Genomic DNA, 24,433 nt, shown 5'->3' on the forward strand with positions numbered 1-24,433 from the left:
AAAAGGAAGGAAATAAGCGGAATATGTTGAATAGTACAACTCATGACGGATCGATAAGTACTTACCTCCGGAGGTTGATACGCATTGAGGATTAGGGCAGAGGAACGAACGACAATCATCCAAGGGGTAATCGGATTGGCGGCGATGATCGGGGTTGTCCAGTTGTCGGCATGGAACAGGTTTCCGCCAGGAACGGCCGAGGTTGTCCAAACGCTGCATCTTTTGACAGGTCTCATGTGCATGGCCATATCCTTCGCGATCTTCGCACAGGGATGGATTCTGTTTACCGACAAACTTTCCAAGCAGCGACTGTACACGGCCGTGTTATTTTCAATGATCGGGATATTGGATATTCTGTACACCGTTTCGTACGGTGATATCTCGCTGCTTGGCTTCGAACCGAACGAAAATTTGGCGACCTGGTTTCTGGTGATCTCCCATTTAATAGGAGCTTTTGGGATGCTGCGGATCTTTGCTGTGACGGATCAGCAGGTGTCCGGGCAGCAGAAAGTGACGATGTTCGCCAGTGCCGTCTTCTTGACGCTGTTAGGTCTGTTTGTGTTAAATCGATATCAAGACCGCTTGCCGCTACTATTGGAAACGGAGCTTCTGCAACTGATGATGCAAGCGGGGATTCCTCTGCTGTACCTCCTTGTCGCTACGGCTGTTCTTTATCGACATCGGACGGAGCGCCCTTCAGCCATGATGATGGTAACCAGGGCACTGCTCTTCATGGCGATGGGTCATGTCTTGCTGATCTGTCCGCCGGGGCAAGTGGAGGGGTTAACTCAGGCGTTGGGGCAAGGGTATATGGCCATTTCGTATTACATCGTATTAAAAGGGGTTTACCGACTGACGATTGAAGAACCGTTGCGCGATCAACTGTTCGTGGAAGCCCAGATGAAGCATATGGCCTACCATGATGATTTGACCGGACTGCCGAACCTGCGACAAATGAAGGAGCAGTTGGACGAGCTCTTGGTTTTTTCGCGAGCTTGTATCGGTGTGGCGGTGATCAATATCGACCGGTTTAAGGCGATTAACGACTCGCTAGGTTACAGTGCGGGGGACAAAGTGCTGACCGAGCTCGGAAGTCGGTTAGCGGTGCTTGAAGGCCCTCAGCAATGGGTGTACCGGGTGGGCGAGGACGAATTCGCCGTGGTCTTCTCCGAGCTGCCGGATGTTTCGGCCGTCGAGGAGCGGGCCAAGCAGCTGTTAGCCTCTGTTGATCCCGGGGTCCTCATCGATGACACAGAATATCATATTTCCTTGAGTATGGGGTTGTCTGTATTTCCGAATGACGCCGACTCGGTCAACCAGTTGATCCAATTTGCCGATATGGCAGTACACCATGCGAAGGAGCAAGGCGTAGAGTTTCTGCGTTATCATGCATCGATGAAACAGCGCACCCAAGCGAAGGTAGAGCTTGAGAATGATATGCGCAAGGCGCTGGAGCGGGGGGAATTCTTCCTGGAGTTCCAGCCGCAGATCAGTTTGGATACGGGGAAAATGGTTGGGATGGAGGCACTTGTCCGTTGGAACCATCCGAAGCGGGGACTGATACCTCCAAGTGAATTCATTCCGCTAGCCGAAGAGAATGGGCTGATCGTTCCTCTTGGTGAATGGGTGCTAAGAACGGCTTGCCAGTATAATAAGAAATGGCAGCAGGAAGGATTCGAGCCCGTTTGTGTGTCCGTCAATTTGTCGATGCGCCAGTTCCGGCAATATAATTTAGCGGAGCACGTGGACGCAATCCTGCGTGAGGTAGGGTTAGATCCACAATATCTCGAGCTGGAAGTGACGGAAAGCATGACATACGATATTGAAACCGCGCTGGATCAGCTTCATCGCTTGAAGCGTTTAGGTATACATATCAGTATCGATGATTTTGGCACAGGCTACAGCTCGCTATATTATTTAAAAAGTCTGCCGATCGATCGGTTAAAAATTGATCGTGCCTTCGTCAAAGAGGTCATGTGCGACGGAAACGACGCGGCGATCGTCTCCACAATCACCACCATGGCTCATCACTTAAAGCTGAAGGTGACGGCCGAAGGTGTTGAGAACGAGGAGCAACTGGAGTTTCTGAAGCTCCAACGTTGCCATGAAGGACAAGGATATCTGTTTAGCAAGCCGGTGTCTGCCGGGGTGCTGGAGAGTGAATTCCTTAGCCGGCTAGCCGGCTAAGGAATTTTTTATGATTTTAGGTAAAAAAAGCGAAAGGGCTGAATATTGACTTTCGATCGAACGTTCGATTATAATGTGGCCATGAAAAACAAATCTGATAACAAATCCGAACTGATCTATCAAACAACAATTGAACTTCTCAATGAAATTGGACTATCCGAGATCTCCATGTCCAAAATTGCGAAGCGGGCAAACATCTCGTCGTCGACCATTTACTTCTATTTTGAAAGTAAAGAAGACTTGTTGATTAAGCTATACTTTAAGCTTAAGGAACAAATGCATGAGAAAATGTTTCTTGGCGTTACGGAGGACATGTCAGTCAGGGCTGCCTTTGAGAAGATCTTGCGGAATTACTCCAGTTACATCGTGAATAATCAAGCTAATTTTCTGTTGATGGAACAGTTTTTTGATTCGCCATTTATCCAAAAACACTGTAAAGATCAAAGCGGTGGTGTATTTAAGCCGATGTATCCTTTATTCGAAAGGGGGATTAAGGAAGGGCTGTTTAAGGATTCGGAAACGAATCTGTTAGTTACTTACTCCTGCTTGCCTTTTGTCCAAATGGGCAAAGAGTATATTAACGGTGAGTATGAATTCACCCCAGACAACATCGACAAAATGATTCAAATGAGCTGGGATGCGATCAAAGCATGAACAGCCTCTTTTTTCACTTCAATAGATCGAACGTTCGATCGAGTTGATGAGTTAACTTTAATTTGCATCAAATCGATCGAACGCTCGATAAAATAATTATTTTTACAGCGATATGAACGAACGTTCGATAAAAAGGGGGCGAAGCTAATTACAATTAAAATCTAAGCATGTAGATCATTGTGAAATGTTATTTCTTGACATAAAAAACAAAAGACAAAGGAGAGATATTTATGGAAAAAAGAGCCCTGGGGTCAAGTGGACTGAAAGTCTCAGCGATGGGATTAGGCTGCATGACGATGTCTGATTTTTACGGCAGTGACCGGGATGAACAGGAATCGATAGGGACGATTCATCGAGCATTGGACCTTGGTGTAAACTTCTTGGACACTTCAGATCTGTACGGTAACGGAGAAAATGAGAAGCTGGTAGGAAAAGCGATTAAAGATGAGGGTGAGCTTATATTCCTTGACTCTCATTTTAAAGCAGAAGTTGCTTCTCCATATGGAATTTCAGCGGCAGGTACATCAGAGACGGTAACAGCCATGGACAAAACGATCACGACATTCGAACGCATCATTCCTCGGTTGGGAATATACTATGCTCTATCCCAAGCTCAGATCGCTTTGTTCCGCTTAGGATGGGGATTCAAGGATATCCAAGCAAGTGATACTGTGATCAAAAGCTGGATTAGCGAGGTAACCGCTCGTTTGATCCCTGCAAGTCGAATGCCTAGTGAAACGACGATATTATATTTTATTAGAGCGACTTTACCGGATGGTTCCGAGGTGAACGGGATGTGGCCGAATACATTGTCAGCCGAATTATTCTACAACCTCGAAACTGGACGTGTAGAACATTATGTTTCAGAGCATGAGCATGAATTGGAACTGAAAGATGGCTACCGATTTACTCTCGCCAACACGGCCGATGGTGGTATAGCTGTCAGAACCGTTCCAGCCGATACGCAGGATACCCATCCTACACTTCAGTTCTATAACGATAGAGAACATTTGGATAAAGGTTTGATATTGTCAGCAGAAGACCAGTCAATCTCTCTAATGGGCAAAGTTAATCCTGGAGCCGGTCATTTTAAAACATCACATTTAAGAGCCCCTAAGGGCAAGGAATTTAAGTTCGTCTTGCGGGGATCCAATCATTTTGATGTTTATATTGTGGAAGAAGGTCAGGGCGGAGTATATATGAATAACGATAACTCCGTTTCATGAATGCGGAGGATCGCAAGCCACCTGCCGGCACAGAAGCTGCTGGCAGGTTTCGCTTGCGCTCGCAGGCGAAACGTGATATATTAATTTCTGCCTTCTCAAAAAGGCCTAAAACTAACGGGACGTAGCTCAGCTTGGTAGAGCACCTGGTTTGGGACCAGGGGGTCGCATGTTCGAATCGTGTCGTCCCGATCTATGGAGCAGTCATCTTAACGGATGGCTGCTTTTTTGATGCTTACGAAAGGCAGCCGTTGTTTTTGAGAATTGAATAAAGGCTTCCACTATCGGTCAAAATAGAGACAAAAGTCCGATAGAAGGGGATAACCGTGAATATCTTCCAAATCAAAAAACATCTGAAAAAGCGATGGAGAAGATGGAGACGCGCCATATGGACCGCCAGCGCCTTGGCTCTGATTGCGGTTATGGCCTGGATGGGGCTTCCATTATCCGATCAAATGGAGAAGTTGATGGCTCGTGAACCGATGGCGATCGAAACCCTTGGCATGTGGCAAGAAGCTGCTCCGGATGCCGATAACGAATGGTTATCGGAGCTGGAAGAGGGGAAATCGAGAATCGTCCATCTGACGAAAATATATACCTGTGGAGAAGAAAGCAGTGTTCTCGGCATTATGACCCCAAATGAAATCGCTGAGTTGATGAAGGATCACCCGACATGGAAAGGCAGACTTGGCGCCGGGGGCGACGTATGGATCGAAGAGAGGATCGACGGTCTTTCCGAAGACTGCAAAACGCAAGGATACATCGGCTTGGACAAGGATGGCAACTTGACGTTATTTGACGGTCCACCGAAGAAGGAGAAGGCGGTTCGTACTTTTTTTCAGATTGACGTGGAAATGATGGAGAGCGCCTTGCCGGCAGAAGTCATCCAGCAGCTGCGGCAAGGAATTCGTATTCAGGATGTGGAGGAATACAATAGTGTATTGTCCACCTTCAGCGATTTTGCAATTGAGCCGTCGGAGAGAGTGATGCAGCAGGAGGAACAGCCATAAAGCAGCTCGTTGCACGCTTTCGTTCACCGAAAGATGGATTGGATCAACCAGAAGAGGGAGTTCTCATAAGTTATCGTAGATAACGGAGGGACATCCCTCTTTTTATTTTGCCTGCATGAATTACACTTTTTTCACCTGCAAATAAGTTTTTCCTCAATCTTGACCGATCTTTTGCTATAATAAAGTGAATACATATGTTCGCTTTATGTAGGACAGGGCTCCATCCGAGGATCATGGGGGAGTTATAGCAACGATAGGGAGAGATGAGCCTTGCGGATACTTGGAATTGACCCTGGCATTGCGATTGTCGGGTTCGGATTTATTGATAAACAAGGCAATAAGGTTACGCCGGTGCAGTATGGCTGCATTCAAACTGAAGCCCATACGCCGGAGGAAGAACGGCTTATGCATGTTTATGAGGCGATGGTTCAGTTGATTGACAAATATAAGCCGGATGCGGTGGCGTTCGAGAAGCTGTTTTTCAATCGGAACGTGACGACGGCGATGTCGGTCAGTCAAGCGAGGGGCGTGTTGGTGCTTGCTGCGGCGCATAAGGGGCTTCCGATTGCGGAATACACCCCGATGCAGGTGAAGCAGGCAATCGTCGGTTACGGGAAAGCGGAGAAACGCCAGGTGCAGGAGATGACGCGCATGTTCCTGAAGCTCCAGGCGATTCCGAAGCCCGACGACGTGGCGGATGCATTATCCGTGGCAATCTGCCATGCACATTCGTATACTTTAAACTCTAAAATAAACGAGGTATTGCGTTCATGATTGATTTTTTACGGGGCCAGATTGCCCATTTGGAAACAGAGTACGTCGTCTTGGATGTACAAGGGGTAGGGTACCGGGTATTTTGTCCGAATCCTTATGCTTTTGCAGCCAAAGGACAAGAGACGGTGACGATCTACACCCATCACCATGTGCGTGAAGATGCGATTCTGTTGTTTGGATTCCCCACTCGTGAGGAGCAGAAGCTGTTCCGCAAGCTGATTGAGGTATCCGGGATCGGCCCGCGTGTCGCGCTGGGGATTTTGAGCGGTGGAAATCCGGATCATGTTGTGGCGGCAATTCACCAGGAGAACATCTCCTTCTTGACCAAGCTGCCGGGGATTGGGAAGAAGACGGCGCAGCGGATGATTTTGGATCTGAAGGACAAGTTGGAGGGCGTTGGCGGCACGTTGTTTGATCCAGTGCCTGCGGATGCCGGCGAGATCTTGGGAGATGGCGGTAATCCGGGATGGCCGGAGGCCCGCGAAGGCCTAAAAGCGCTGGGGTATACCGAAGCAGAGCTGGACAAGGTATGGCATCGCCTGAAGGACGATGTCGGGCCGGACGAGGCGGTGGATTCCGTCATGAAGAAGGCGCTCAAGCTGCTGTACGCCGGCTGAGGATGAGGACAGGAAGGGGAGCGTAGCGCATGATGGAGGACCGGATCATCTCCGCGAATTTAATGATGGAAGATCAGGCGGTGGAGTTAAGCCTGCGGCCGCGTTATTTGGCGGAGTATATCGGACAGAACCAGATCAAGGAAAACTTAAAAATATACATTGAAGCAGCGAAAATGCGCAAGGAAGCGCTGGATCACGTGCTGCTCTATGGACCGCCGGGGCTCGGCAAAACAACGCTGGCGAATATCATTGCCAACGAGCTAGGTGTGAACCTGCGTACGACCTCTGGGCCTGCGATTGAACGGCCGGGGGATTTGGCTGCGCTGCTGACCAATCTGCAGGAAGGCGACGTCTTGTTTATCGACGAGATTCACCGGCTGCATCGGACGGTGGAGGAAGTGCTGTATCCAGCGATGGAGGATTTTGCGCTGGATATTATGATCGGCAAGGGGCCAAGTGCGCGGTCGGTTCGACTGGACTTGCCGCCCTTTACGCTTGTAGGCGCAACGACGCGGGCAGGGCTCTTGTCGGCGCCGTTGCGCGACCGCTTTGGCGTCGTCAGCCGGCTCGAGTTCTATAACATTGATGAGCTTAGCTATATCGTATCGCGGGGCGCGGATATTTTCGGCATCGAAATGATTGGGGATGCGGCGACGGAAATCGCCCTTCGTTCGCGGGGAACGCCGCGGATTGCAAATCGCTTGTTGAAGCGCGTGCGCGACTATGCGCAGGTGCGGGGCGATGGCATGATTACCACAGAAATTGCCAAAGAAGCGCTGAAAATGCTGCAGGTTGATCCTATGGGGCTGGATTTGATCGACCATAAAATGCTGCGGGCAATGATTACGAGCTTCCGCGGCGGGCCTGTCGGCCTGGACACGATCGCTGCGACCATCGGCGAGGAGAGTCAGACGATCGAGGATGTATATGAGCCTTACCTGCTGCAGATTGGATTTCTGCAGCGGACGCCGCGCGGACGGGTGGTTACGCCGGCAGCGTATCAGCATTTAGGTCTGCCGATGCCGGAGACACCTTAAGACCTCAGTGAATTTGGCTCGAAGGCACCATGAAGGGAGAGAAGCAAGGTTGAAACGTACAACACGAACGAAGCGGTCATTTTCGTTAGCCCGATGGGGAAAAGGCATGATTGCGGGCTTGCTGTTAGCTGGGGCTTTTCAGTTGCCGGCAGCAGCTGATGATTCAGATACATCCCTTGTCCGCGTAGCTATGTACCTGGACTTGGGCAGCACCTATAAATCGACTACTCCGGCCGTTACTTTAAAAACGGCAGCTGCGGCAGAGGTCATCCTGGCAGGCAGTACAGGGCCGGAGTCTTGGCTCCAGTTGGGAGCGGGAGCTACAACGAGATTTAGCGTCAGCGGTTATAAGGTGAAAGCGTTGGAATCTGCGGATTGGGCAACGGTCGCTGCTGCGGTTAAGAAGCTGCAGGCTACATCTGATCGGCCGGTGGCTTATGCGGTAAATCAAGCGGGAAGCACAATCTACCGCGTGTATACAGGCCCTTACGTCAGTGCGGCAGAAGCGCAAAAAGCAGCGGATCGGATCAGCCAATCTTTGGCCGCATCGTTAAAAGGTGCTAAAGCCGAAGCACGTGGACCACTCTACGTCTCCGCCGGTTCGTTTGCAAGCCAGACGGAGGCCGAGAATCTTCGCCAAACGCTGTCCGCACAGCATGCAGAGGCCGTTGTGGCGATGACCGGCTCGGGACAGTATGCGGTATGGGTTGGGGGCGCGTTAAGTGCCTCTGAGCAGTCCGCACTCCAAACCGAGTTGTCCGGACTGTATCCGGGGCTTTCTTTAGCGCCGGTGAATGAGCATGTCCCTGCATTACTCCTGCATCGGGACGTGACGTTGAATTTAGAGGGTCCAGTCAGTGTGGACCATTATGAGTTAAGCGGAGAAGGCGCCAAATTGACAGTTCGGGATAACGGTAATTCGCCGATCCAGGTGGTGGAGCGTTCGGGACGCAGCTACCGCGGGGATTTTGAGATTAGTAAAGTGAACGGTCAACTGGCGCTTGTCAACGAGGTGCCGTTAGAGCAATATCTGTATTCCGTTGTCGCCGGCGAAGTACCATCGTCTTGGCCGCAGGAAGCGTTGAAGGCTCAAGCGGTTGCGGCGCGCAGCTATGCGCTGTATAATGCAGGGCTTAATAAGTTTAAAGTAGCTGGACTGGTGGATACGACACTAAGCCAGGTCTACAACGGGACAGAGAAAGAGGTCGCCAGCATCGTTCAAGCGGTAGATGCTACTGCGGGAGAAGTGCTGGTATCGTCAAACGGACAAATTGTCGAAGGCATCTTTGCATCCAACAGCGGCGGGGTGACCGCAGATTCGGTTGAGGTTTGGGGGAATGTGAACCCGATCTACGCCAGCGTACCCAGCGATGGAGATGAATCGGCACAAGCCTCATTAAAATCGTGGTATCATGTGCTGCTGTCAAACGGGATCACAGGATATGTCCGTGAAGATAATACCGTCGTCAACGGGACGAATCCGGCAGGGTTGCAGAAGCTGACGGTGACGACCAGCAATGTACTGGTCCGGAAGCTGCCGCTCATTCAATCGGATGTAGAGCCCCTAGCGAAGCTGAATCCAGGCGACCAAGCCATCGTATTGGACAAGGTGCCTGAATCCAGCTCCTATGCATGGATTCGCGGACCATATACCTCCGATGAACTGGTGAAGTCTCTAAAGGGGAAAACGACCTCCGACGTCCCTTCCTCGATATCCAATCTGGAGGTCAGCCAACGGGGCCCATCCGGACGCGTGACCCAAGTTACAGCCAACGGTCAGCCATTGAACGTCAAATATGCGGACACGTATCGCTCTGCTCTGAATGGCTTGCCCAGCACTTTGTTTGATATCGTGCAAACAGGACGTTATACTGTACAAGGTGCAGGAGGAACGACAGGTACCGGCACCGCGACGTCCACAACGACGATTCAGTCGGCATCGGGCAAGACGACAGCGAGCGGCAAGCTGGTGGTGATGAGCGGCGATCGAACCGCCCGCGTGGTGGACACGTCGAATCAATTCGTCTTCGTGGGACGCGGCAACGGCCATGGCTTGGGACTTTCCCAATGGGGAGCCAAAGGATTGGCCGACGCTGGGTATGATTACCGGCAAATCTTGCAACACTACTATCAAAACGTGTCTATCGTTAAGGAATGAGAATATACCGATGAATGTAGATCTATATGACTTCGAGCTTCCAGAGGAGCTCATCGCTCAGACCCCACTAGCTGATCGCACCGCTTCGCGCTTGCTGACGCTAAATAAACAGACCGGTGAAATCCGGCATCACAAGTTTTCCGATATATTGGATTACTTGCAGCCAGGCGATACGCTGGTGCTGAATGATACGCGGGTGATTCCTGCCCGGTTGTTTGGAACAAAAGAAGGGACCGGTGCCAAAGCCGAAGTGCTGCTGCTCAAAAATTTGGGCGAAGATCGCTGGGAAGCCTTGGTCAAACCCGGTAAGAAATTAAAGACCGGGGCGGTGATCGTGTTCGGGGACGAACTGAGAGCCACCGTTGAGTCTGAGGGAGACATGGGGGAACGCGTGCTTCGGTTCGCCTATGAAGGGATTTTTAACGAAATCCTAGATCGCTTGGGGCAAATGCCGTTACCTCCTTACATTAAGGAGAAGCTGGATGATCGCGAACGTTATCAGACGGTGTATTCCAAGCATGAGGGTTCGGCCGCCGCACCAACGGCGGGCTTGCATTTCACCGAAGAACTGCTGGAGCAGGTGCGGGCAAAAGGGGTGACGATCGCCTTCGTCACTTTGCACGTCGGGCTAGGCACGTTCCGGCCGATGTCGGTGGACCGGGTTGAGGATCATGTCATGCATGAAGAATATTATGTGCTGCCGCAGGAAACGGCTGACATCTTAAATGAAACGAAAGCGAGAGGCGGCAGGGTCATTGCCGTCGGAACCACCTCGGCCCGAACGCTGGAGACGGTAGCAAAGCAATGTGAGGGCGGACCGATCGTCAAGAGCAGCGGCTGGACAGGGATCTTTATTTATCCCGGATACCAGTTTGGACTGGTCGATGCGTTGCTTACGAACTTCCATCTTCCGAAATCGACGCTGGTGATGCTGGTCAGTGCGCTGGCAGGACGGGAGCGGATCCTTAAGGCTTATCAGGAAGCGATCGACTTGAAGTACCGTTTCTTCAGCTTTGGCGACGCCATGTTTATTTACTAAACGTATTTTTATTTGAGTAGAGGACGGTTGATCAGATTGGCAGCAGCAATTACGTATGAACATATCAAAACCTGCAAGCAGTCCGGAGCCCGGTTAGGGCGCGTGCATACTCCGCACGGCTCGTTCGAGACCCCGATCTTTATGCCGGTGGGTACGCAGGCAACGGTAAAAACGATGAGTCCGGAAGAACTGAAGGAGATGGATGCGAAGATCATCTTAAGTAACACGTACCATCTCTTCCTGCGTCCGGGACATGAGATTATTCGTGAGGCAGGCGGACTGCATAAATTTATGAATTGGGATCGTGCGATTTTGACAGACAGCGGCGGGTTTCAAGTGTTCTCGCTGAGTGAAATGCGCAAAATCACGGAGGAAGGCGTGCATTTCCGCTCCCACCTGAATGGTGACAAACTATTCCTGTCTCCGGAAGTTGCTATGGAAATTCAAAACGCACTCGGCTCGGACATTATGATGGCGTTTGATGAATGCCCGCCGTATCCGGCGGATTATGAATATGTGAAAAATTCGCTGGAGCGTACGACCCGCTGGGCGGAACGCTGCTTGAAGAGTCATGCTCGTCCACAGGATCAAGGGCTGTTTGCCATCGTTCAAGGCGGCATGTACGAGGACCTGCGCAAGCAAAGCGCTCGTGATTTGACTTCCCTAGATTTTCCGGGGTATGCTATTGGTGGACTGAGTGTAGGCGAGCCTAAGCCGCTCATGTACGAGGTGCTGGAATATACCGTTCCGCTGCTGCCGGCAGACAAGCCCCGTTATTTGATGGGCGTCGGGTCTCCGGATGCTTTAATTGAAGGAGCGATTCGCGGCATCGACATGTTCGATTGCGTGTTGCCGACACGGATTGCACGTAACGGAACGACGATGACCAGCCAAGGCCGTTTAGTCGTACGCAATGCTCAGTATGCCAACGATTTCGGACCGCTGGATCCCGAGTGTGACTGCTATACCTGCCGAAATTACTCCAGGGCGTATCTCCGCCACCTGATCAAAGCCGACGAGACGTTTGGGCTGCGATTAACTACATACCATAATCTGCATTTCCTCATCAATTTGATGGGTAAAGTGCGTCAGGCGATTATGGAAGATCGGTTGTTGAGTTTCCGGGATGAATTTTTTGAGCAGTACGGTCTGTTTGGCAATGACAAAGGATTTTAAGCAAAGTTTCAGTTTGATGTTGGAAAGGGGGAAATCACATGTTCTTTCAGTATGCCGCGCAACAAACATCTGGAGGTAATCCGCTAATCTCCATGATCATTCCGTTTGTTATTATGATCGCCGTTTTCTACTTTTTATTGATTCGTCCGCAGAAGAAGAAGCAACAGCAACGGAACTCGATGCTGAGCGCTTTGAAGAAAGGCGATAAGATCGTTACGATTGGCGGATTGCATGGAACGATTATGGAGCTGACTGACGATACGGTCGTGCTTCGCGTGAATGACGTCACCAAGCTGACGTTTGATCGCAGCGCGATCAGCCACACCATTAAAGAGTCGGAAGGTTAATCTCATAAGCAGACAAACACAATAAGAAAGAGCCTGTTGCAGGCTCTTTTTTTTATGGTCGCTAACCGCGGTCAGTTTTACTTGGAATGTACGTCGATAGACGTTTTAGTGATGGACTGATGCGGCTTAAGGTTGCCAAATCGCGTGGAATTCGCTAAACGGTTGCCCCAAACAAGGCCGAGGGTGGAAGCCAAAACAGCCAATACCAGCCCCCCAAGCATATCTGTGAACCAATGAATCCCCATATAAAAGATAGATAACACGATAATCAAGGAACAAAGGGAAGCAAACCAGCCCCAGCGCCGGTTTCCTGAACGAATCGCCAATATTGCCATCGAGACGGAGACCGAGGTGTGCAGGCTAGGAAAGCAGTTATCCAGACCGGACAAGGGGCGATACACCTGTTCGAAGTTGGGGAAAACCTCCAGCATATAAAAATCAGCTCCCGAGGGAGGATAAGACCATACTTCATTCACCGGGAACAGTAAATAAAACGGGATCGCTGCCAAATAATTGAGGATCACGGTGCAACAAGTGGCATACAGAAACGGCAGACGATCATCGGAAGCATAGATCCCGAGCGATGCAAGAATTAATGCCTGCAGGATGACCAAATAAAAGAAAGCCAAGATGGCAGTTACAGTCGTTGAATGAAACAGACTTTGAAACGTTGAAACGAAATGTCCCTCCATACGATATACCCACGGCGTGAAATCGTGATGAAAGGGAAGATGATCTTCTAGGATTAGTTCAAACTTATTGATCAGCAATACGCCTACCGTGAGCAGCAGAAGCCAAAGCAAATGTTTGGATTTAATCAATTGTTCAAAAAAAGAAGTAACGGCATGCCACGGCGAGCGAAGCGTGTTTACCCAGACGATGATGATGACGGAAATCCCGGTTAGCCATGAAATGCCGGACATGGAATGATACATCGTGCAAGAACGACCTCCTCATGATGATGTCGATAGACTTAAGTCCAACTTACCATGAATGGAGGCCGTTCGTAAAACTATAGTTACTTGCGGCCAAGATTTACGCCAATCATGCCGCCGATAGCACCGATGACAAACCCAGGCAGGATATATGCCCATTCCCGGAGCCCTAGTGATGTATCCAGAGCCAAGAAGCTGATCAACAGCAAGATGAGCACATACAATGCTCCGGTTAATGCGCCTTGATACCATCCTTTCTGTTTGGCACGTTTGCCGGAGACAATCCCCGCGAACAAGACGGCAACGGCATGCACCAGATACGTGTACATCGACAGTTCCAACTCTTCAACCATTTCACCTTGTAACAATAAAGAGAGAATCAATGCGCCGATCATCATCCATAAAAATCCATACCACAACCCGGCAACGGTGGGCTGGGACATACGCATCCCGAAAATTCGGCGGATCAAATGCATTGTGGTCAGCCTCCTGTTTTTCATGTCTTCGACAGACGTTTTACCACATTTTATGGTCAAGCTAACTCGGATAGACCAACTTGGCCTAATTGAGTGAGGAAGATTCATGTAAACCTCCCGGATTTTAACCGGATCTCTTTCGCATGGAACGGGAGGTCGGCGGTCAGAATACCAATACCATGTTTTGTGCGAACTTGTAACCTGAAGGAGGGATTGGCGTGGTCGAGCATGTGGCAAACCATGTTTTCCGAACCGTCCTGATGTATTTTTTGGTATTCGGAGTCATGCGGATCATGGGAAAAAGAGAAATCGGCGAGCTGTCAATCTTCGATTTGGTCATCTCGATTATGATCGCAGAGATCGCCGTTTTTGCCTTGGAAGATATAGAGCGACCGCTCTATGACGGAGTCATACCGATGTTGACCCTGCTATTGATTCAGATCGTTATCGCCATGCTGTCGCTTCGATTCCGGAAGTTAAGGCTGTGGTTTGACGGCGAACCTAGTGTCATCATTCAAAACGGGCAAATCAACCGAAAAGAAATGAAACGTCAGCGTTACAACTTAGATGACTTAATGATGCAGCTGCGTTCGCAGCAAATCGACAGCGTAGCCGATGTCGAGTTTGCCGTGCTGGAAACGAGCGGGCAGCTGAGTGTGATTCCTAAAGAAAAGTCTGAAGGAGGGGGAGGGCAACCTTCCAAGAAGAAGGATGCTGACCTCTCTGCCAAAATCAAGTATGAAGCTCTTCCGCTGCCGCTCATTATGGATGGCAAGGTGAACGACGAGAACTTGCGCAAAATCGGGAAGACCCGCTTTTGGTTGAAAAATCAGATCCAAATGAAGGGTTTAATGGATTTCAAGCAGGTGTTCTTTTGCAGTATCGATCATAATGGAAAGCTGTATATCAATGCGATGGACGAAAAACAATGACCTCCGTTACTTCCGGAACCATTTACCTAGGATAGGGAGCCGTTTCAGGTCATGGAGATCAAACAATCCCATGATGGCAGCAAGAGCTAGATACAGCAATCCGGATAGAGAGGCCGCCATCAAGAACTGCCAGCCCATTTGCGAGCTTAGGATGAGGTTTTTATATAAATAGTCTGCGGCGGCGGCCATAATGATCATTGCTGCTCCAACCTTGAGGATATCCAGGTAAGGCATTCGATACCGCAGTGATTTTGATACACCAACCGCATGCATAACCGTCACGATAATAAAGTTGATAATAATGGCGATGATGGCCCCGTAGATTCCTAGTGTTGGGTTCGAAGCGAGATAGAAGATTAAGGTGATTTTGATGATGGCCCCAACCAGCGTGTTGATCAGTGCGCGCCCCGGCTTATCCAGCGCTTGCAGCGTGGCCTGCAGCGGCGTTTGGATATACAGCAGGAGGGCGAAGGGGGCCATGATTTTGAGCATACCTCCGATCGTGGCATCGTTGTACACCAGGCGGCAGATCGGGTCTGCCAACACGAACATAATCGCGGCGAACGGAGCGCCGGTGACCAGCGCCAGCCGTAAGGATTGATGGAGCCGCAGGTGGATCGTCCTCATGTCACCGCGGGCTTGCGCTTCAGCCAGCGAAGGGACAAGCGAGACGGCGAGTGATGAAGTTAACGCTCCTGGCAACAGTAACAGCGGGATGATCATACCTTGCAATGCTCCATATTGGGAGGTTGCGACGCCAACGGCTACGCCGGCGATAGCCAGGCTGCGTGCTGTCGTAATCGACTCCAGCAAGTAGGAGAGCGAACCGACCAGGCGGCTGCCGGTCACCGGAATGGCGATGCGCAGAACTCGGCGCAAGGTGGCGCGGAACGGATAGGCGGAGAAATCAGAGGTGTCCTTGTTCGGGCTCACAGCACTGTCAGGGCTTCCTGCGAGATCACCGGGAGGTGAGCCTCCCTGCCGCTCCCGTCGCTTCAACCGATGATACTGCCAGAGGAGAACCCCCATGCCAACGACCTCGCCGGCAACAACGCCAAGCATGGCTCCTGCAGCCGCATAGGCGATGCCCAGCGGGAGCATGAGATAGGAGAACCAGAGGACGCCGATGATCCGGGCGACCGTTTCCATGATGGACGACACCGCCGAGGGAATCATATCCTGCTTCCCTTGGAAATATCCGCGGAAGACCGAAGAGACCGCGACGATGATGATCATCGGGCTCATCGCGATAAAGGTGTGGTAGACACGGGCGTCGGTCAGAATATAGCGGGTCACCCATGGCGCACCAAACAAGCAGAGGAACGTAAACAGAAAGCCGGCTGCCGTCGTAAATACCAAGCTTGTCCGCAAAATCGACACCGAACGTCCCGGTTGACCCGAGGATTCGGCTTCAGCCACCAGCTTGGCTACAGCAAGCGGTATGCCGCCGGTAATAATTGTTACGATCACGAGAAAAAAAGGATAACCGAGCTGATACAGCCCTACGCCTTCGGCCCCGATCACACGAGGCAACATGATGCGCGGAATGAAGCCCAGGAGGCGGTTTACGATCCCAGCCACAAGCAGGATCATCGTACCTTGGATAAAGGTTTGCTTATTCAATCGAAACTCCACTCCCCCGGCAGCACTCTGGTAACTTCTACATACGCGAAGTCGATAGAAATCTGCTGCCTTATAAACTCGTAAGCGAGGCGTACAACCTCTCACTTCATGGATATGACAGACCTGTCCCGGTTCATGACTTGTCTTTTTCGCAAGATTCGAAAACCGAACAACTCGAGCAAGCAGGATTCGAAGATTTAGGGTAGAATGTAATAAGACGGGTTTTCGAAGGAGGCTGGAAGTATGGCTGAAGAACAAATGACGGACCAACAATTAAATGAGGCAATCGAAAGCTTGTGCCGCAGCAAGGCCGAGGAGTTTCGGCTGATCGGGTACGAGCATGTGACCGGACCTGACATTTGGGAATGTATCAGCCATAAATACGAGAAGGGGGGAATCCCTCCCTTGTACCAACTGGTGAATGACATTCTTTCTCTGAAAGCAACCCAGTTTATGAACTATATGACGATGTCTGCCTTTCGGGGATCCCGTTTGGATTAAATGGGATCTTTTTTCGTGCCGATCGTTTATCGAATTGACAAATTTAGATAAATTGACTGGTTTTTCGGCCATCGCTATAATAGGAATATTGAGAATTTGAAAGGGGAAAGAAGTACGGGATGAAAAGAATTATCGCATTCATAACCGTCGTGGTTGTCTCGTTTGGCATCATGGCTTGGACAACCCCCGACCTATTAAAGAACGTACGTCTCGGCCTTGATCTGAAAGGCGGCTTTGAGATTCTATATGAAGCCAGTCCGCTGGAAGGCGGAGGTCAGGTCACGAAGGAATCCTTAATCCAAACGGCCAAGAGCCTGGAGGACCGGGCGAACAAGCTGGGGACCAGCGAGCCGGAAGTTACAACAGAAGGCACGAACCGGATCCGCTTGAAGGTGGCCGGCGTTACCGATGAAGAAACGGTGCGCAAGACAATGAAGGAGCCTGCTTCGCTGACGTTCCGCAGTAAGGACGGCACAGAGAAGAACGCAGACGAGTACAACAAGATCGAAATGATCGGAACCGATTTCGCGGAAAATGGTGCCAAGCTGGAGTTCACACAGATGAATGAACCCGTTGTCAGCATTAAAGTGAAGAACAAAGAAAAATTTGCTGAAGTCACCAAACGTTTGCTGGGACAACCCCTGGCAATTTACATGAACGATGAGCTGGTCTCCGATCCGATCGTTCAAGCCGTATTGACTGACGGCTCTGCACAAATCAGTGTGGGCGGCGATTTGGAGAAGGCGAAAGAACTGCGCGATAAGATTAATCTTGGCGCGCTTCCGTTGAAGCTGACGGAGAAATATTCGCAAAGCGTTGGTGCAACGCTTGGTAAGCAATCGCTGAATCAGACGATTGAAGCTGGTTTGATTGGCTCTGTTTTCATTTTGCTGTTTATGGTTGGGATGTACCGGGTGCCCGGGCTGATTGCCTCTTTTACCCTGATTGTGCATACCTGGCTGCTCATTTTGGTGTTCGTATGGGCAGACTTTACGTTAACTCTTCCAGGGATTGCGGCGATTATTCTCGGGATTGGTATGGCGGTGGATGCCAACATTATTACCAATGAACGGATTCATGAGGAAATACGGGCCGGCAAAAGTATCATGTCTGCGGTCAAAGCAGGGGACAAGCATTCCCTTCGTACTGTGCTTGATTCGCAGATTACGACGATTATCGTTGCGGCCGTTATGTATGCGTATGGTACGGGGGCCGTTAAAGGCTTTGCCTTGGTGCTCATCGTGGAAATCGTACTGAGTATCGCCACGAATATCTATCTCGCCCGTTTCCTGCTAAACCTGCTGCTCAAAGCCGGCAAGCTGTTGAAACCGAAGTACTTCGGTGTGAAGGAGCGTGACATTCGTGAGCTTTAAGAAGAACCTAGATTATATACATCTGAGTAAATACTTCTACACCCTTTCAATCGTTTTGACGATTGCCGGCATCATTTGCTTGGCGTTCTTCGGTTTGAACTATAGCGTAGATTTCAAAGCCGGGTCGAATGTGGACATCTCTCTGTCCAAGCCGTTGACGGCTGATCAAGTTCGCCCGATCCTGAAAAATATGGGGATCGAAGAGGATGAAGCAAGCATCAGTCCAGGACAAGACCGGATGAATATCCGGTTCACGCAAGTATTAAGCGAAGAGAATGACGCGAAGCTGAAAGCGGAAATTTCCAAATTAGACGACAGGGCTTCGTTTGAAGTAAATACGGTGGATCCGGAAATGGCCAAGGAACTGGCCCGCAATGCGATTTATGCCGTGTTGATCTCCTGTATCGGGATTATTATTTACGTTAGCATCCGATTTGAATGGCGGTTTGCTGTTGCGGCGATCATCGCGTTGCTGCACGATGCTTTTATGGTCATTGCCGTCTTCTCGATCTTCCGGCTTGAGGTTGACTTGACCTTTATCGTCGCTGTACTTACGATTATCGGTTACTCAATTAATGATACGATCGTTATCTTTGACCGGGTTCGCGAAAATCTGCGATTTGCCAAAACGAAAACTCGTCAGGACCTGATCAATCTGGTGAACCTGAGCGTATCGCAGACGATCATGCGTTCCTTGTACACAGCGTTAACGGTGTTCGTAGCGGCCTTCTTCCTCTTCCTTCTGGGCGGAGAGTCAATCCGGATGTTCTCGCTTGCGATGGTCATCGGCCTGTTGTTTGGGGCGTATTCGTCCATCTTTATCGCAAGCCCGCTCTGGTTCCTGCTCAAGAGTAAGCAAAAGCATAAACCGGCTAAAGCTTCCTGAACGGCCGAAATGTCTGATTGAAGCACCCATTCACTTGTGAATTAAGCTAAAGCCGCGTCTTCTGACGCGGCTTTCGTAACTTGTCCGTTTTTACGTGCATCAGGAGGGGGATTATGACACGAGAACAAGCTGTAGTTCCAGCACCGGCTACATGGCCCGGGATCGCTGGGGATCTTGTCCTGGCCGTGTTTTTGGGGACGGTTGGGCTGCTGTATAGCAGCCTTGCCTTGCTGGCCGGGGCATTATATGCCGCCTACGATGTTGCAGTTGGCGTGGCCGCAAGATTGTCTGTTCCGGGCAAAAGGCGTATACGGCTGGCCGGTTCTTCCACAAACCTTGCGACGCCTGAGCCGTTGCCGGCGATTTTCTTCTCCGTTTTTTTGCTGATGGGCACCGTGCAACTGTGGATTGCGGCCATCACTGACATGGTTGAAGGCGACGCTACTCCACCGGAGACTTTTGTTTTGGCAGCTGTACTCCTATCGATGGCTTTGCACGAAACGTTGTTTCAAGTTAAGCTTCGTCTGACTCGCAGGAGGTCTAATCAAGAGTTGCAGCAGATCGTTGAGAAACACCGTCATGCCTTGTTCTCATCTGTAGTTGTTCTCGCGGGTGTGTTTGGAGCGCTGGCAGGGCAAGCCTGGGAGGTGCCTGTCCTAGCGTATCTTGATCCAGTTGCTGCAATTCTGGTCGCTTTGCATGTTATGCTTCAAGTCTATCGGCTAGTAAGACGCTCCATCTATGGACCAGTTCGTACGGAGGTACGCGAAGAGGATGCGTCGACCTTCATCGAGACGGTTCAGCGGGTGCACGGCGTAATTACAGTAGACGATTTGAAAGCGCAGGAGAATGGACATTATGTGACCGTGACCGCCAAGATTAGCGTAAATCCTAAGCTTACGGTGATGGAAGCCAACGATATCGCCAACCGGGCCAAAATGCTGCTGCTTAACCGTTTCTCCCATGTCACTGACGTTCGAATCCAAGTCGGTCCTTACGAGGCGGGGTATCCTTATAAGAGCAATACCGATGCTGATAGTGATTTGCCGAACTTGCTGCAGTAAGCTGGCCCTGACCGACAGGAAGAAAGAAGGTGACGTTATTGCTTCATGCCAAATATCGCTGGACACAGCTTCCCTATGACGAAGAGGCGGCCAGTCGACTGGCCGGCCAGTTGAATATTTCCCCTTTGCTGGCGTCATTGCTGGTAAAGCGGGAGATGGAAAGCCCTGAGAAGGCAGAGCTCTTCTTAAGAGGAACCCTTGCGGATCAACACGATCCGATGCTGCTCAGCGGCATGAAAGATGCCGTTCCGCGTATTCGCCTAGCGGTGGAGAACGGGGAGCGGATTTTGATTTATGGGGATTATGATGCCGATGGGGTGTCGTCAACGACGCTAATGATCTACCTGATGAGGCATCTCGGTGCGACATATGACTTCTACATCCCGCATCGAACGAAAGAGGGATATGGACTACATATTCCAGTGCTGGAGCATTATCAGAAGAAGGGCTTCACGCTGATCGTAACGGTGGATACGGGGATCAGCGCCGTTGAACAGGTGGCCTATGCTAATTCGGTTGGGATGGACGTCATCGTCACTGACCATCATGAACCGCCGGCTGTTTTACCAGAAGCGTATGCTCTAATTAACCCCAAGCTGCCATACTGCACGTATCCGTTTAAAGGATTGGCCGGGGTTGGGGTGGCGTACAAGCTGGCCCAAGCACTCTTGGGGAAGGACACCCCTGTTGCATGGACCGAGCTGGCTGCGTTGGGGACGATTGCCGACCTGATGCCTCTGACCGGAGAGAACCGGATGATCGTCAAGTCTGGTCTGGCCTCGATGGAGCGCTCGGCATTTCCAGGCATGACGGCATTGCTTGGAACTTCCGGCTGGTCCAGCGGGGAGGTGACTTCAACGGCGGTGGCCTTCGGACTGGCACCGCGGATTAATGCCAGCGGCCGTATGAGCCACGCCAACCGTGCCGTTGCCTTGTTGACAGCGGAGGACATGGAAGAAGCCGAGGCGATCGCCGAGGAGCTGGATGTGCTAAACAAGGAGCGCCAAATGCTGGTGGAGGATATGGTGCAGGAGGCGCTGCAGCAGTTGGAAAGCCAGGAGCAGTCAGAAGGGCTGCCTGATGTCATCGTGGTGGCTGGCGAAGGCTGGAATGCCGGCGTTGTAGGGATCGTCGCCTCTAAATTGCTAGAACGGTATTATCGCCCGACGATCGTGCTTGGAATAAATCCGGAGACCGGCGAATGTAAAGGCTCTGCCCGCTCGATTCCCGGCTTTGATATTTATGAAGCATTAACCGATTGCGCCGACCTGCTGGACCACTTTGGCGGACACCCATCCGCTGCAGGGATGTCTCTCAGCCGAGAGCGGTTGGAGGAATTTGGCCGGAGGCTGAATGCATTTGCCGCTGGGCGGCTCACGCCGGAGCATTTCGTACCGGTGTTGGAGACCGATTTGAGTTGCTCCTTAAAAGACATTACACTGCAAGCAATCGAGCAACTTCAGCAATTGGCTCCATTTGGCATGGCCAACAGCTGTCCCAGGCTGCTGCTTCGCGGCCTGAAGCTGCTGGAATGCCGTCAGATGGGCAAAGAAGGCAAGCACTTGAAGCTGATACTTGGCCAAAACGGCAAAACCGTAGAAGCGGTCGCTTTTGGCAAAGGTGAATTGGCCCAGCTGCTGTCAGAGGAAGCGCGCATCGATATCGTTGCGGAAGCCAGTGTCAACGAGTGGAATGGTTCGCGTAAGCCGCAGCTGATGATCCAGGATTTGGCGGTGTCTCATCTGCAGGTGTTTGATTACCGCGGCTCCCGGAATCCTTCACAGCTGCTCGAAGAGCTTCGACGGAAGCTGGATAAGCTGCCCGCCTGCGGTTCAGGAGCGTCGGCAGTTGTCGTAAATGAAGGCTCCGCATTTTTCCATACCCTTGATTTGAAGGAGACCCCGATTTGGGTATATGATAAGAACGTTGGCGTGCGTGCTGGGAACGAGCTCGCGCAAACCGCCGGGCTTCACGCTGCGTCGACCTTGTTTGTCCTGGAGCTTCCGGATGCACCGGAGAGCTGGACCGGGATGGTATCCGCTTTTACCGGTTTGGAGCGCATCTATATGCTGCATTCGCCGCGTGCACCTCAAGAGCGGATCGAGCCGCCTTCACGTGATCATTTCAAGCTCGTGTATAGCTTGATCTATCGTGGGGCCAGCCAAGGGCTTCCAGAGGAAGAACTGGTAGCGGCGTTAGTGAAGCGTACCGGTTGGTCAAGGCGGATGGTTGAGATGGCGCTTGGGGTATTCGAGGAGCTAGGATTTATTATTCGGGCATCCGGGATGATTCGGATCCATCCGTCTCCTTCCAAGCAGGCCTTGGAAACGTCAAGCCGTTACCGGGAGCTGGGACTGCTGGCTGAAATCGAACAGATGCTGCAGTACGGCCGGGTGCCGGAAATTACTGAATGGATGCTAACCCATATTCAGGGAGCCTCATAAATGTTTTGATTTGAAACTTAAGAATGATTCGCACGCATTTGAACTAGGAGGAGATTGGTTTGGATTTTAAAGAGTACATCCGGGTGATTCCTGACTTCCCGCAACCGGGCATTAGCTTCAAGGATATTACGACGCTGCTGAATGACGGGAACATGTACCGCAAGGCGATCGACGAACTGAAGCAGCGGGTATCTCATCTGAAGATCGATTTGATTGCCGGCCCTGAAGCCCGCGGTTTCGTTGTAGGTGCGCCGCTGGCTTACGCGCTTGGCGTTGGATTCGTACCGATCCGCAAGAGCGGGAAGCTGCCTTACGAAACGATTGAGGTGGAATACGACCTGGAATACGGCAAAGACCGGTTGGCGATGCACAGCGATGCGGTAAAACCGGGGCAAAACGTGCTGATTGCCGACGACTTGCTGGCGACAGGAGGAACGATCTCGACTTCGGTGGATCTGGTTCGCCAATTAGGAGGTAACGTCGTGGGTACTGCGTTCCTGATTGAGTTAAGTGAATTGGAAGGCCGCAAGAAGCTGCCGGGAATTGAAGTCTATTCCCTCGTACAATACGAATAAGGATAGATCTCATACAAAAAGGGGCTGCTGCCATGGATCACATGGCAGCAGCCCCTAGTTTGTATAGAAGAGTGAGCTTAATGGGCCGCTTCTTCGTTATCGTTGCTCAATTTCAGCACTTGAATGAGCTTGAAGAACAGACTAAGCAGAATACCAACGATCGTTGCCAAGGCCATCCCCTTCAGCACAACACTCCCCATGGTCAGTTGGGTACCGCTCAAACCGATGACCAGGACAACCGTGGTCAGCAGCATGTTGGTAGGCTTGGAGAAGTCCACCTTCTGCTCGACGAAGATCCGCAAGCCCGAAGCAGCGATAACGCCAAACAGCAGCAAGGATACACCGCCCATAACCGGATCTGGAATATTCGCGACAATTGCCGAGAACTTCCCGGAGAAGGAGAGCAGAATGGCAAAGATCGCCGCCCCTCCGATGACGTAGACGGAGAATACGCGGGTTAATGCCATGACACCGATGTTCTCCCCGTAGGTCGTGTTCGGCGTGGAACCTACAAAACCGGAAAGAATCGTGGAGATCCCGTTCCCCATCAGCGACCGGTGCAAGCCTGGGTCTTTGGACAAGTCCTTACCCACAATGTTGCTAGTTACCAGCAGGTGGCCGATATGCTCTACGATGACAACCAGCGCAACCGGCACGATCGAGATGATAACGGAGGTATCCCATCGCGGGGTCGTGACGGTCGGCAGGGTAAACCACTTCGCTTGTTCGATCGCTGCGGTGTTAACTACACCCATGCTTAAAGCAAGTACATAACCAACAACAATCCCGATCAGGATATGGATGATTTTTGGAAAACCGCGGAACAAGACGGCACCAAGCAGCGTGACAATTAATGTTACGAGCGACAGGGTGATGGCCGTCCCATTTGGCGTCCAGCCCTCCGATCCATCAGAGATCCATCCAGCCAAGCTGGCAGCGACCGGAATCAGCTCCAGGCCGATCAGGGCAACGATCGCCCCCATCGCGGCCGGCGGGAATACGACGTCGATCCACTTCGTGCCGGCGTATTTGATCAGCAGCGCGACCAGAACGAAGATCCCACCGGTGACGATAAACGCGCCGAGGGCCATCGCATAACCGTTTCCCGAATGATTTTGGATAACCGCTGAAACTGGGGCGATAAAGGCAAAGCTGGAGCCCAGATAAGCTGGGATTTTCCCTTTACAGATCAGGATGTACAACAGGGTACCGATGCCGTTCATCAGCAGAATCATGCCGGGGTCAACACCAAACAGATTTGGCACCAGCACCGTGCTTCCGAACATGGCAAATAAGTGCTGCAGGCTTAACAGCACGCCCGGTCCGAACGGGACTTTCTCATTCACTTGAATTTCACGTTGCAACGCGTTCACTCCTCTATAGATACGTTCATAAGATAACT

The 24,433-nt window shown here is 51.1% G+C and carries 22 protein-coding genes and 1 tRNA gene; 19 read left to right on the forward strand and 4 right to left on the reverse strand.

What is annotated here, in order from left to right; translation table 11 throughout:
* Positions 1–84: 84 nt before the first annotated feature.
* From RW092_RS15240 to yajC, 12 genes are all read left to right on the forward strand, one after another.
* Positions 85–2,187, forward strand: coding sequence for a putative bifunctional diguanylate cyclase/phosphodiesterase (locus tag RW092_RS15240; RefSeq protein WP_016312975.1), 2,103 nt, complete (start codon positions 85–87; stop codon positions 2,185–2,187).
* 45 nt (positions 2,188–2,232) lie between these two features.
* A complete protein-coding gene (locus RW092_RS15245; protein WP_016312974.1) occupies positions 2,233–2,841 on the forward strand; it encodes a TetR/AcrR family transcriptional regulator in 609 nt (202 codons plus the stop codon).
* 230 nt (positions 2,842–3,071) lie between these two features.
* Positions 3,072–4,067 (forward strand): aldo/keto reductase, encoded by a 996-nt coding sequence (locus RW092_RS15250; protein ID WP_316010611.1) that lies wholly within the window; start codon positions 3,072–3,074, stop codon positions 4,065–4,067.
* 115 nt (positions 4,068–4,182) lie between these two features.
* A tRNA-Pro gene (locus RW092_RS15255) sits at positions 4,183–4,256 on the forward strand.
* 134 nt (positions 4,257–4,390) lie between these two features.
* Complete coding sequence (locus tag RW092_RS15260; protein ID WP_016311144.1) at positions 4,391–5,074, forward strand: BofC C-terminal domain-containing protein; 684 nt, start codon at positions 4,391–4,393, stop codon at positions 5,072–5,074.
* Positions 5,075–5,344: 270 nt separating this feature from the next.
* On the forward strand, positions 5,345–5,848 hold the full coding sequence (gene ruvC / locus RW092_RS15265) for a crossover junction endodeoxyribonuclease RuvC (protein ID WP_316010612.1): 504 nt from the start codon (positions 5,345–5,347) through the stop codon (positions 5,846–5,848).
* Positions 5,845–6,465, forward strand: a complete 621-nt coding sequence (ruvA, locus tag RW092_RS15270; RefSeq protein ID WP_016311146.1) for a Holliday junction branch migration protein RuvA — start codon at positions 5,845–5,847, stop codon at positions 6,463–6,465. Before ruvC ends, ruvA begins: the two co-directional genes overlap by 4 nt.
* 32 nt (positions 6,466–6,497) lie before the next feature.
* Complete coding sequence (gene ruvB / locus RW092_RS15275; RefSeq protein WP_028539729.1) at positions 6,498–7,502, forward strand: Holliday junction branch migration DNA helicase RuvB; 1,005 nt, start codon at positions 6,498–6,500, stop codon at positions 7,500–7,502.
* Positions 7,503–7,608: 106 nt separating this feature from the next.
* Positions 7,609–9,660: a SpoIID/LytB domain-containing protein gene (locus tag RW092_RS15280; protein ID WP_085279864.1), complete on the forward strand. Its 2,052-nt coding sequence runs from the start codon at positions 7,609–7,611 to the stop codon at positions 9,658–9,660.
* A gap of 10 nt (positions 9,661–9,670) precedes the next feature.
* Entirely contained in the window at positions 9,671–10,699 is a 1,029-nt protein-coding gene (queA, locus tag RW092_RS15285; RefSeq protein WP_085170347.1) for a tRNA preQ1(34) S-adenosylmethionine ribosyltransferase-isomerase QueA, read from the forward strand.
* 36 nt (positions 10,700–10,735) lie between these two features.
* The gene (tgt, locus tag RW092_RS15290; RefSeq protein ID WP_016311150.1) at positions 10,736–11,875 is read left to right on the forward strand and encodes a tRNA guanosine(34) transglycosylase Tgt; all 1,140 of its coding nucleotides are present in this window, start codon (positions 10,736–10,738) and stop codon (positions 11,873–11,875) included.
* A 38-nt stretch (positions 11,876–11,913) separates the two neighbouring features.
* Positions 11,914–12,222, forward strand: coding sequence for a preprotein translocase subunit YajC (gene yajC / locus RW092_RS15295; protein ID WP_016311151.1), 309 nt, complete (start codon positions 11,914–11,916; stop codon positions 12,220–12,222).
* Between the two features lie 77 nt (positions 12,223–12,299).
* On the opposite strand, the gene RW092_RS15300 is transcribed toward yajC, so the two are convergent.
* Together RW092_RS15300 and RW092_RS15305 are read right to left on the reverse strand one after the other, a co-directional pair.
* Positions 12,300–13,157, reverse strand: a complete 858-nt coding sequence (locus tag RW092_RS15300) for a phosphatase PAP2 family protein (protein WP_036700852.1) — start codon at positions 13,155–13,157, stop codon at positions 12,300–12,302.
* Between the two features lie 83 nt (positions 13,158–13,240).
* Positions 13,241–13,633 (reverse strand): TIGR04086 family membrane protein, encoded by a 393-nt coding sequence (locus tag RW092_RS15305; RefSeq protein WP_016311153.1) that lies wholly within the window; start codon positions 13,631–13,633, stop codon positions 13,241–13,243.
* A gap of 260 nt (positions 13,634–13,893) precedes the next feature.
* Here RW092_RS15305 and RW092_RS15310 point away from each other — a divergent pair, with 260 nt between their 5' ends.
* Positions 13,894–14,565: a DUF421 domain-containing protein gene (locus RW092_RS15310; protein WP_410055541.1), complete on the forward strand. Its 672-nt coding sequence runs from the start codon at positions 13,894–13,896 to the stop codon at positions 14,563–14,565.
* A gap of 6 nt (positions 14,566–14,571) precedes the next feature.
* Here the strand turns inward: RW092_RS15310 and RW092_RS15315 are convergent, their stop codons facing one another.
* Positions 14,572–16,188 (reverse strand): putative polysaccharide biosynthesis protein, encoded by a 1,617-nt coding sequence (locus RW092_RS15315; protein WP_028539725.1) that lies wholly within the window; start codon positions 16,186–16,188, stop codon positions 14,572–14,574.
* 243 nt (positions 16,189–16,431) lie between these two features.
* Here RW092_RS15315 and RW092_RS15320 point away from each other — a divergent pair, with 243 nt between their 5' ends.
* The 6 genes from RW092_RS15320 to RW092_RS15345 all read left to right on the forward strand — a co-directional run bounded on the left by RW092_RS15320 (position 16,432) and on the right by RW092_RS15345 (position 23,031).
* Positions 16,432–16,689 (forward strand): post-transcriptional regulator, encoded by a 258-nt coding sequence (locus RW092_RS15320; RefSeq protein ID WP_016311156.1) that lies wholly within the window; start codon positions 16,432–16,434, stop codon positions 16,687–16,689.
* A gap of 119 nt (positions 16,690–16,808) precedes the next feature.
* Positions 16,809–18,062 (forward strand): protein translocase subunit SecD, encoded by a 1,254-nt coding sequence (secD, locus tag RW092_RS15325; protein ID WP_028539724.1) that lies wholly within the window; start codon positions 16,809–16,811, stop codon positions 18,060–18,062.
* Positions 18,052–18,948, forward strand: a complete 897-nt coding sequence (gene secF / locus RW092_RS15330) for a protein translocase subunit SecF (protein WP_036700848.1) — start codon at positions 18,052–18,054, stop codon at positions 18,946–18,948. Before secD ends, secF begins: the two co-directional genes overlap by 11 nt.
* Before the next feature lie 113 nt (positions 18,949–19,061).
* Complete coding sequence (locus RW092_RS15335) at positions 19,062–20,012, forward strand: cation diffusion facilitator family transporter (RefSeq protein WP_316010615.1); 951 nt, start codon at positions 19,062–19,064, stop codon at positions 20,010–20,012.
* Between the two features lie 38 nt (positions 20,013–20,050).
* Positions 20,051–22,456 carry a single-stranded-DNA-specific exonuclease RecJ gene (gene recJ / locus RW092_RS15340; protein ID WP_316010620.1) on the forward strand — a complete coding sequence of 802 codons (2,406 nt, stop codon included), beginning with the start codon at positions 20,051–20,053 and terminating at the stop codon, positions 22,454–22,456.
* Between the two features lie 59 nt (positions 22,457–22,515).
* Complete coding sequence (locus RW092_RS15345; RefSeq protein WP_028539720.1) at positions 22,516–23,031, forward strand: adenine phosphoribosyltransferase; 516 nt, start codon at positions 22,516–22,518, stop codon at positions 23,029–23,031.
* Positions 23,032–23,108: 77 nt separating this feature from the next.
* On the opposite strand, the gene uraA is transcribed toward RW092_RS15345, so the two are convergent.
* Positions 23,109–24,395, reverse strand: coding sequence for a uracil permease (uraA, locus tag RW092_RS15350; protein ID WP_316010616.1), 1,287 nt, complete (start codon positions 24,393–24,395; stop codon positions 23,109–23,111).
* Positions 24,396–24,433: the final 38 nt, after the last annotated feature.

It is taken from the genome of Paenibacillus sp. 3LSP (assembly GCF_032465655.1).
GTDB lineage: Bacteria > Bacillota > Bacilli > Paenibacillales > Paenibacillaceae > Fontibacillus > Fontibacillus barengoltzii.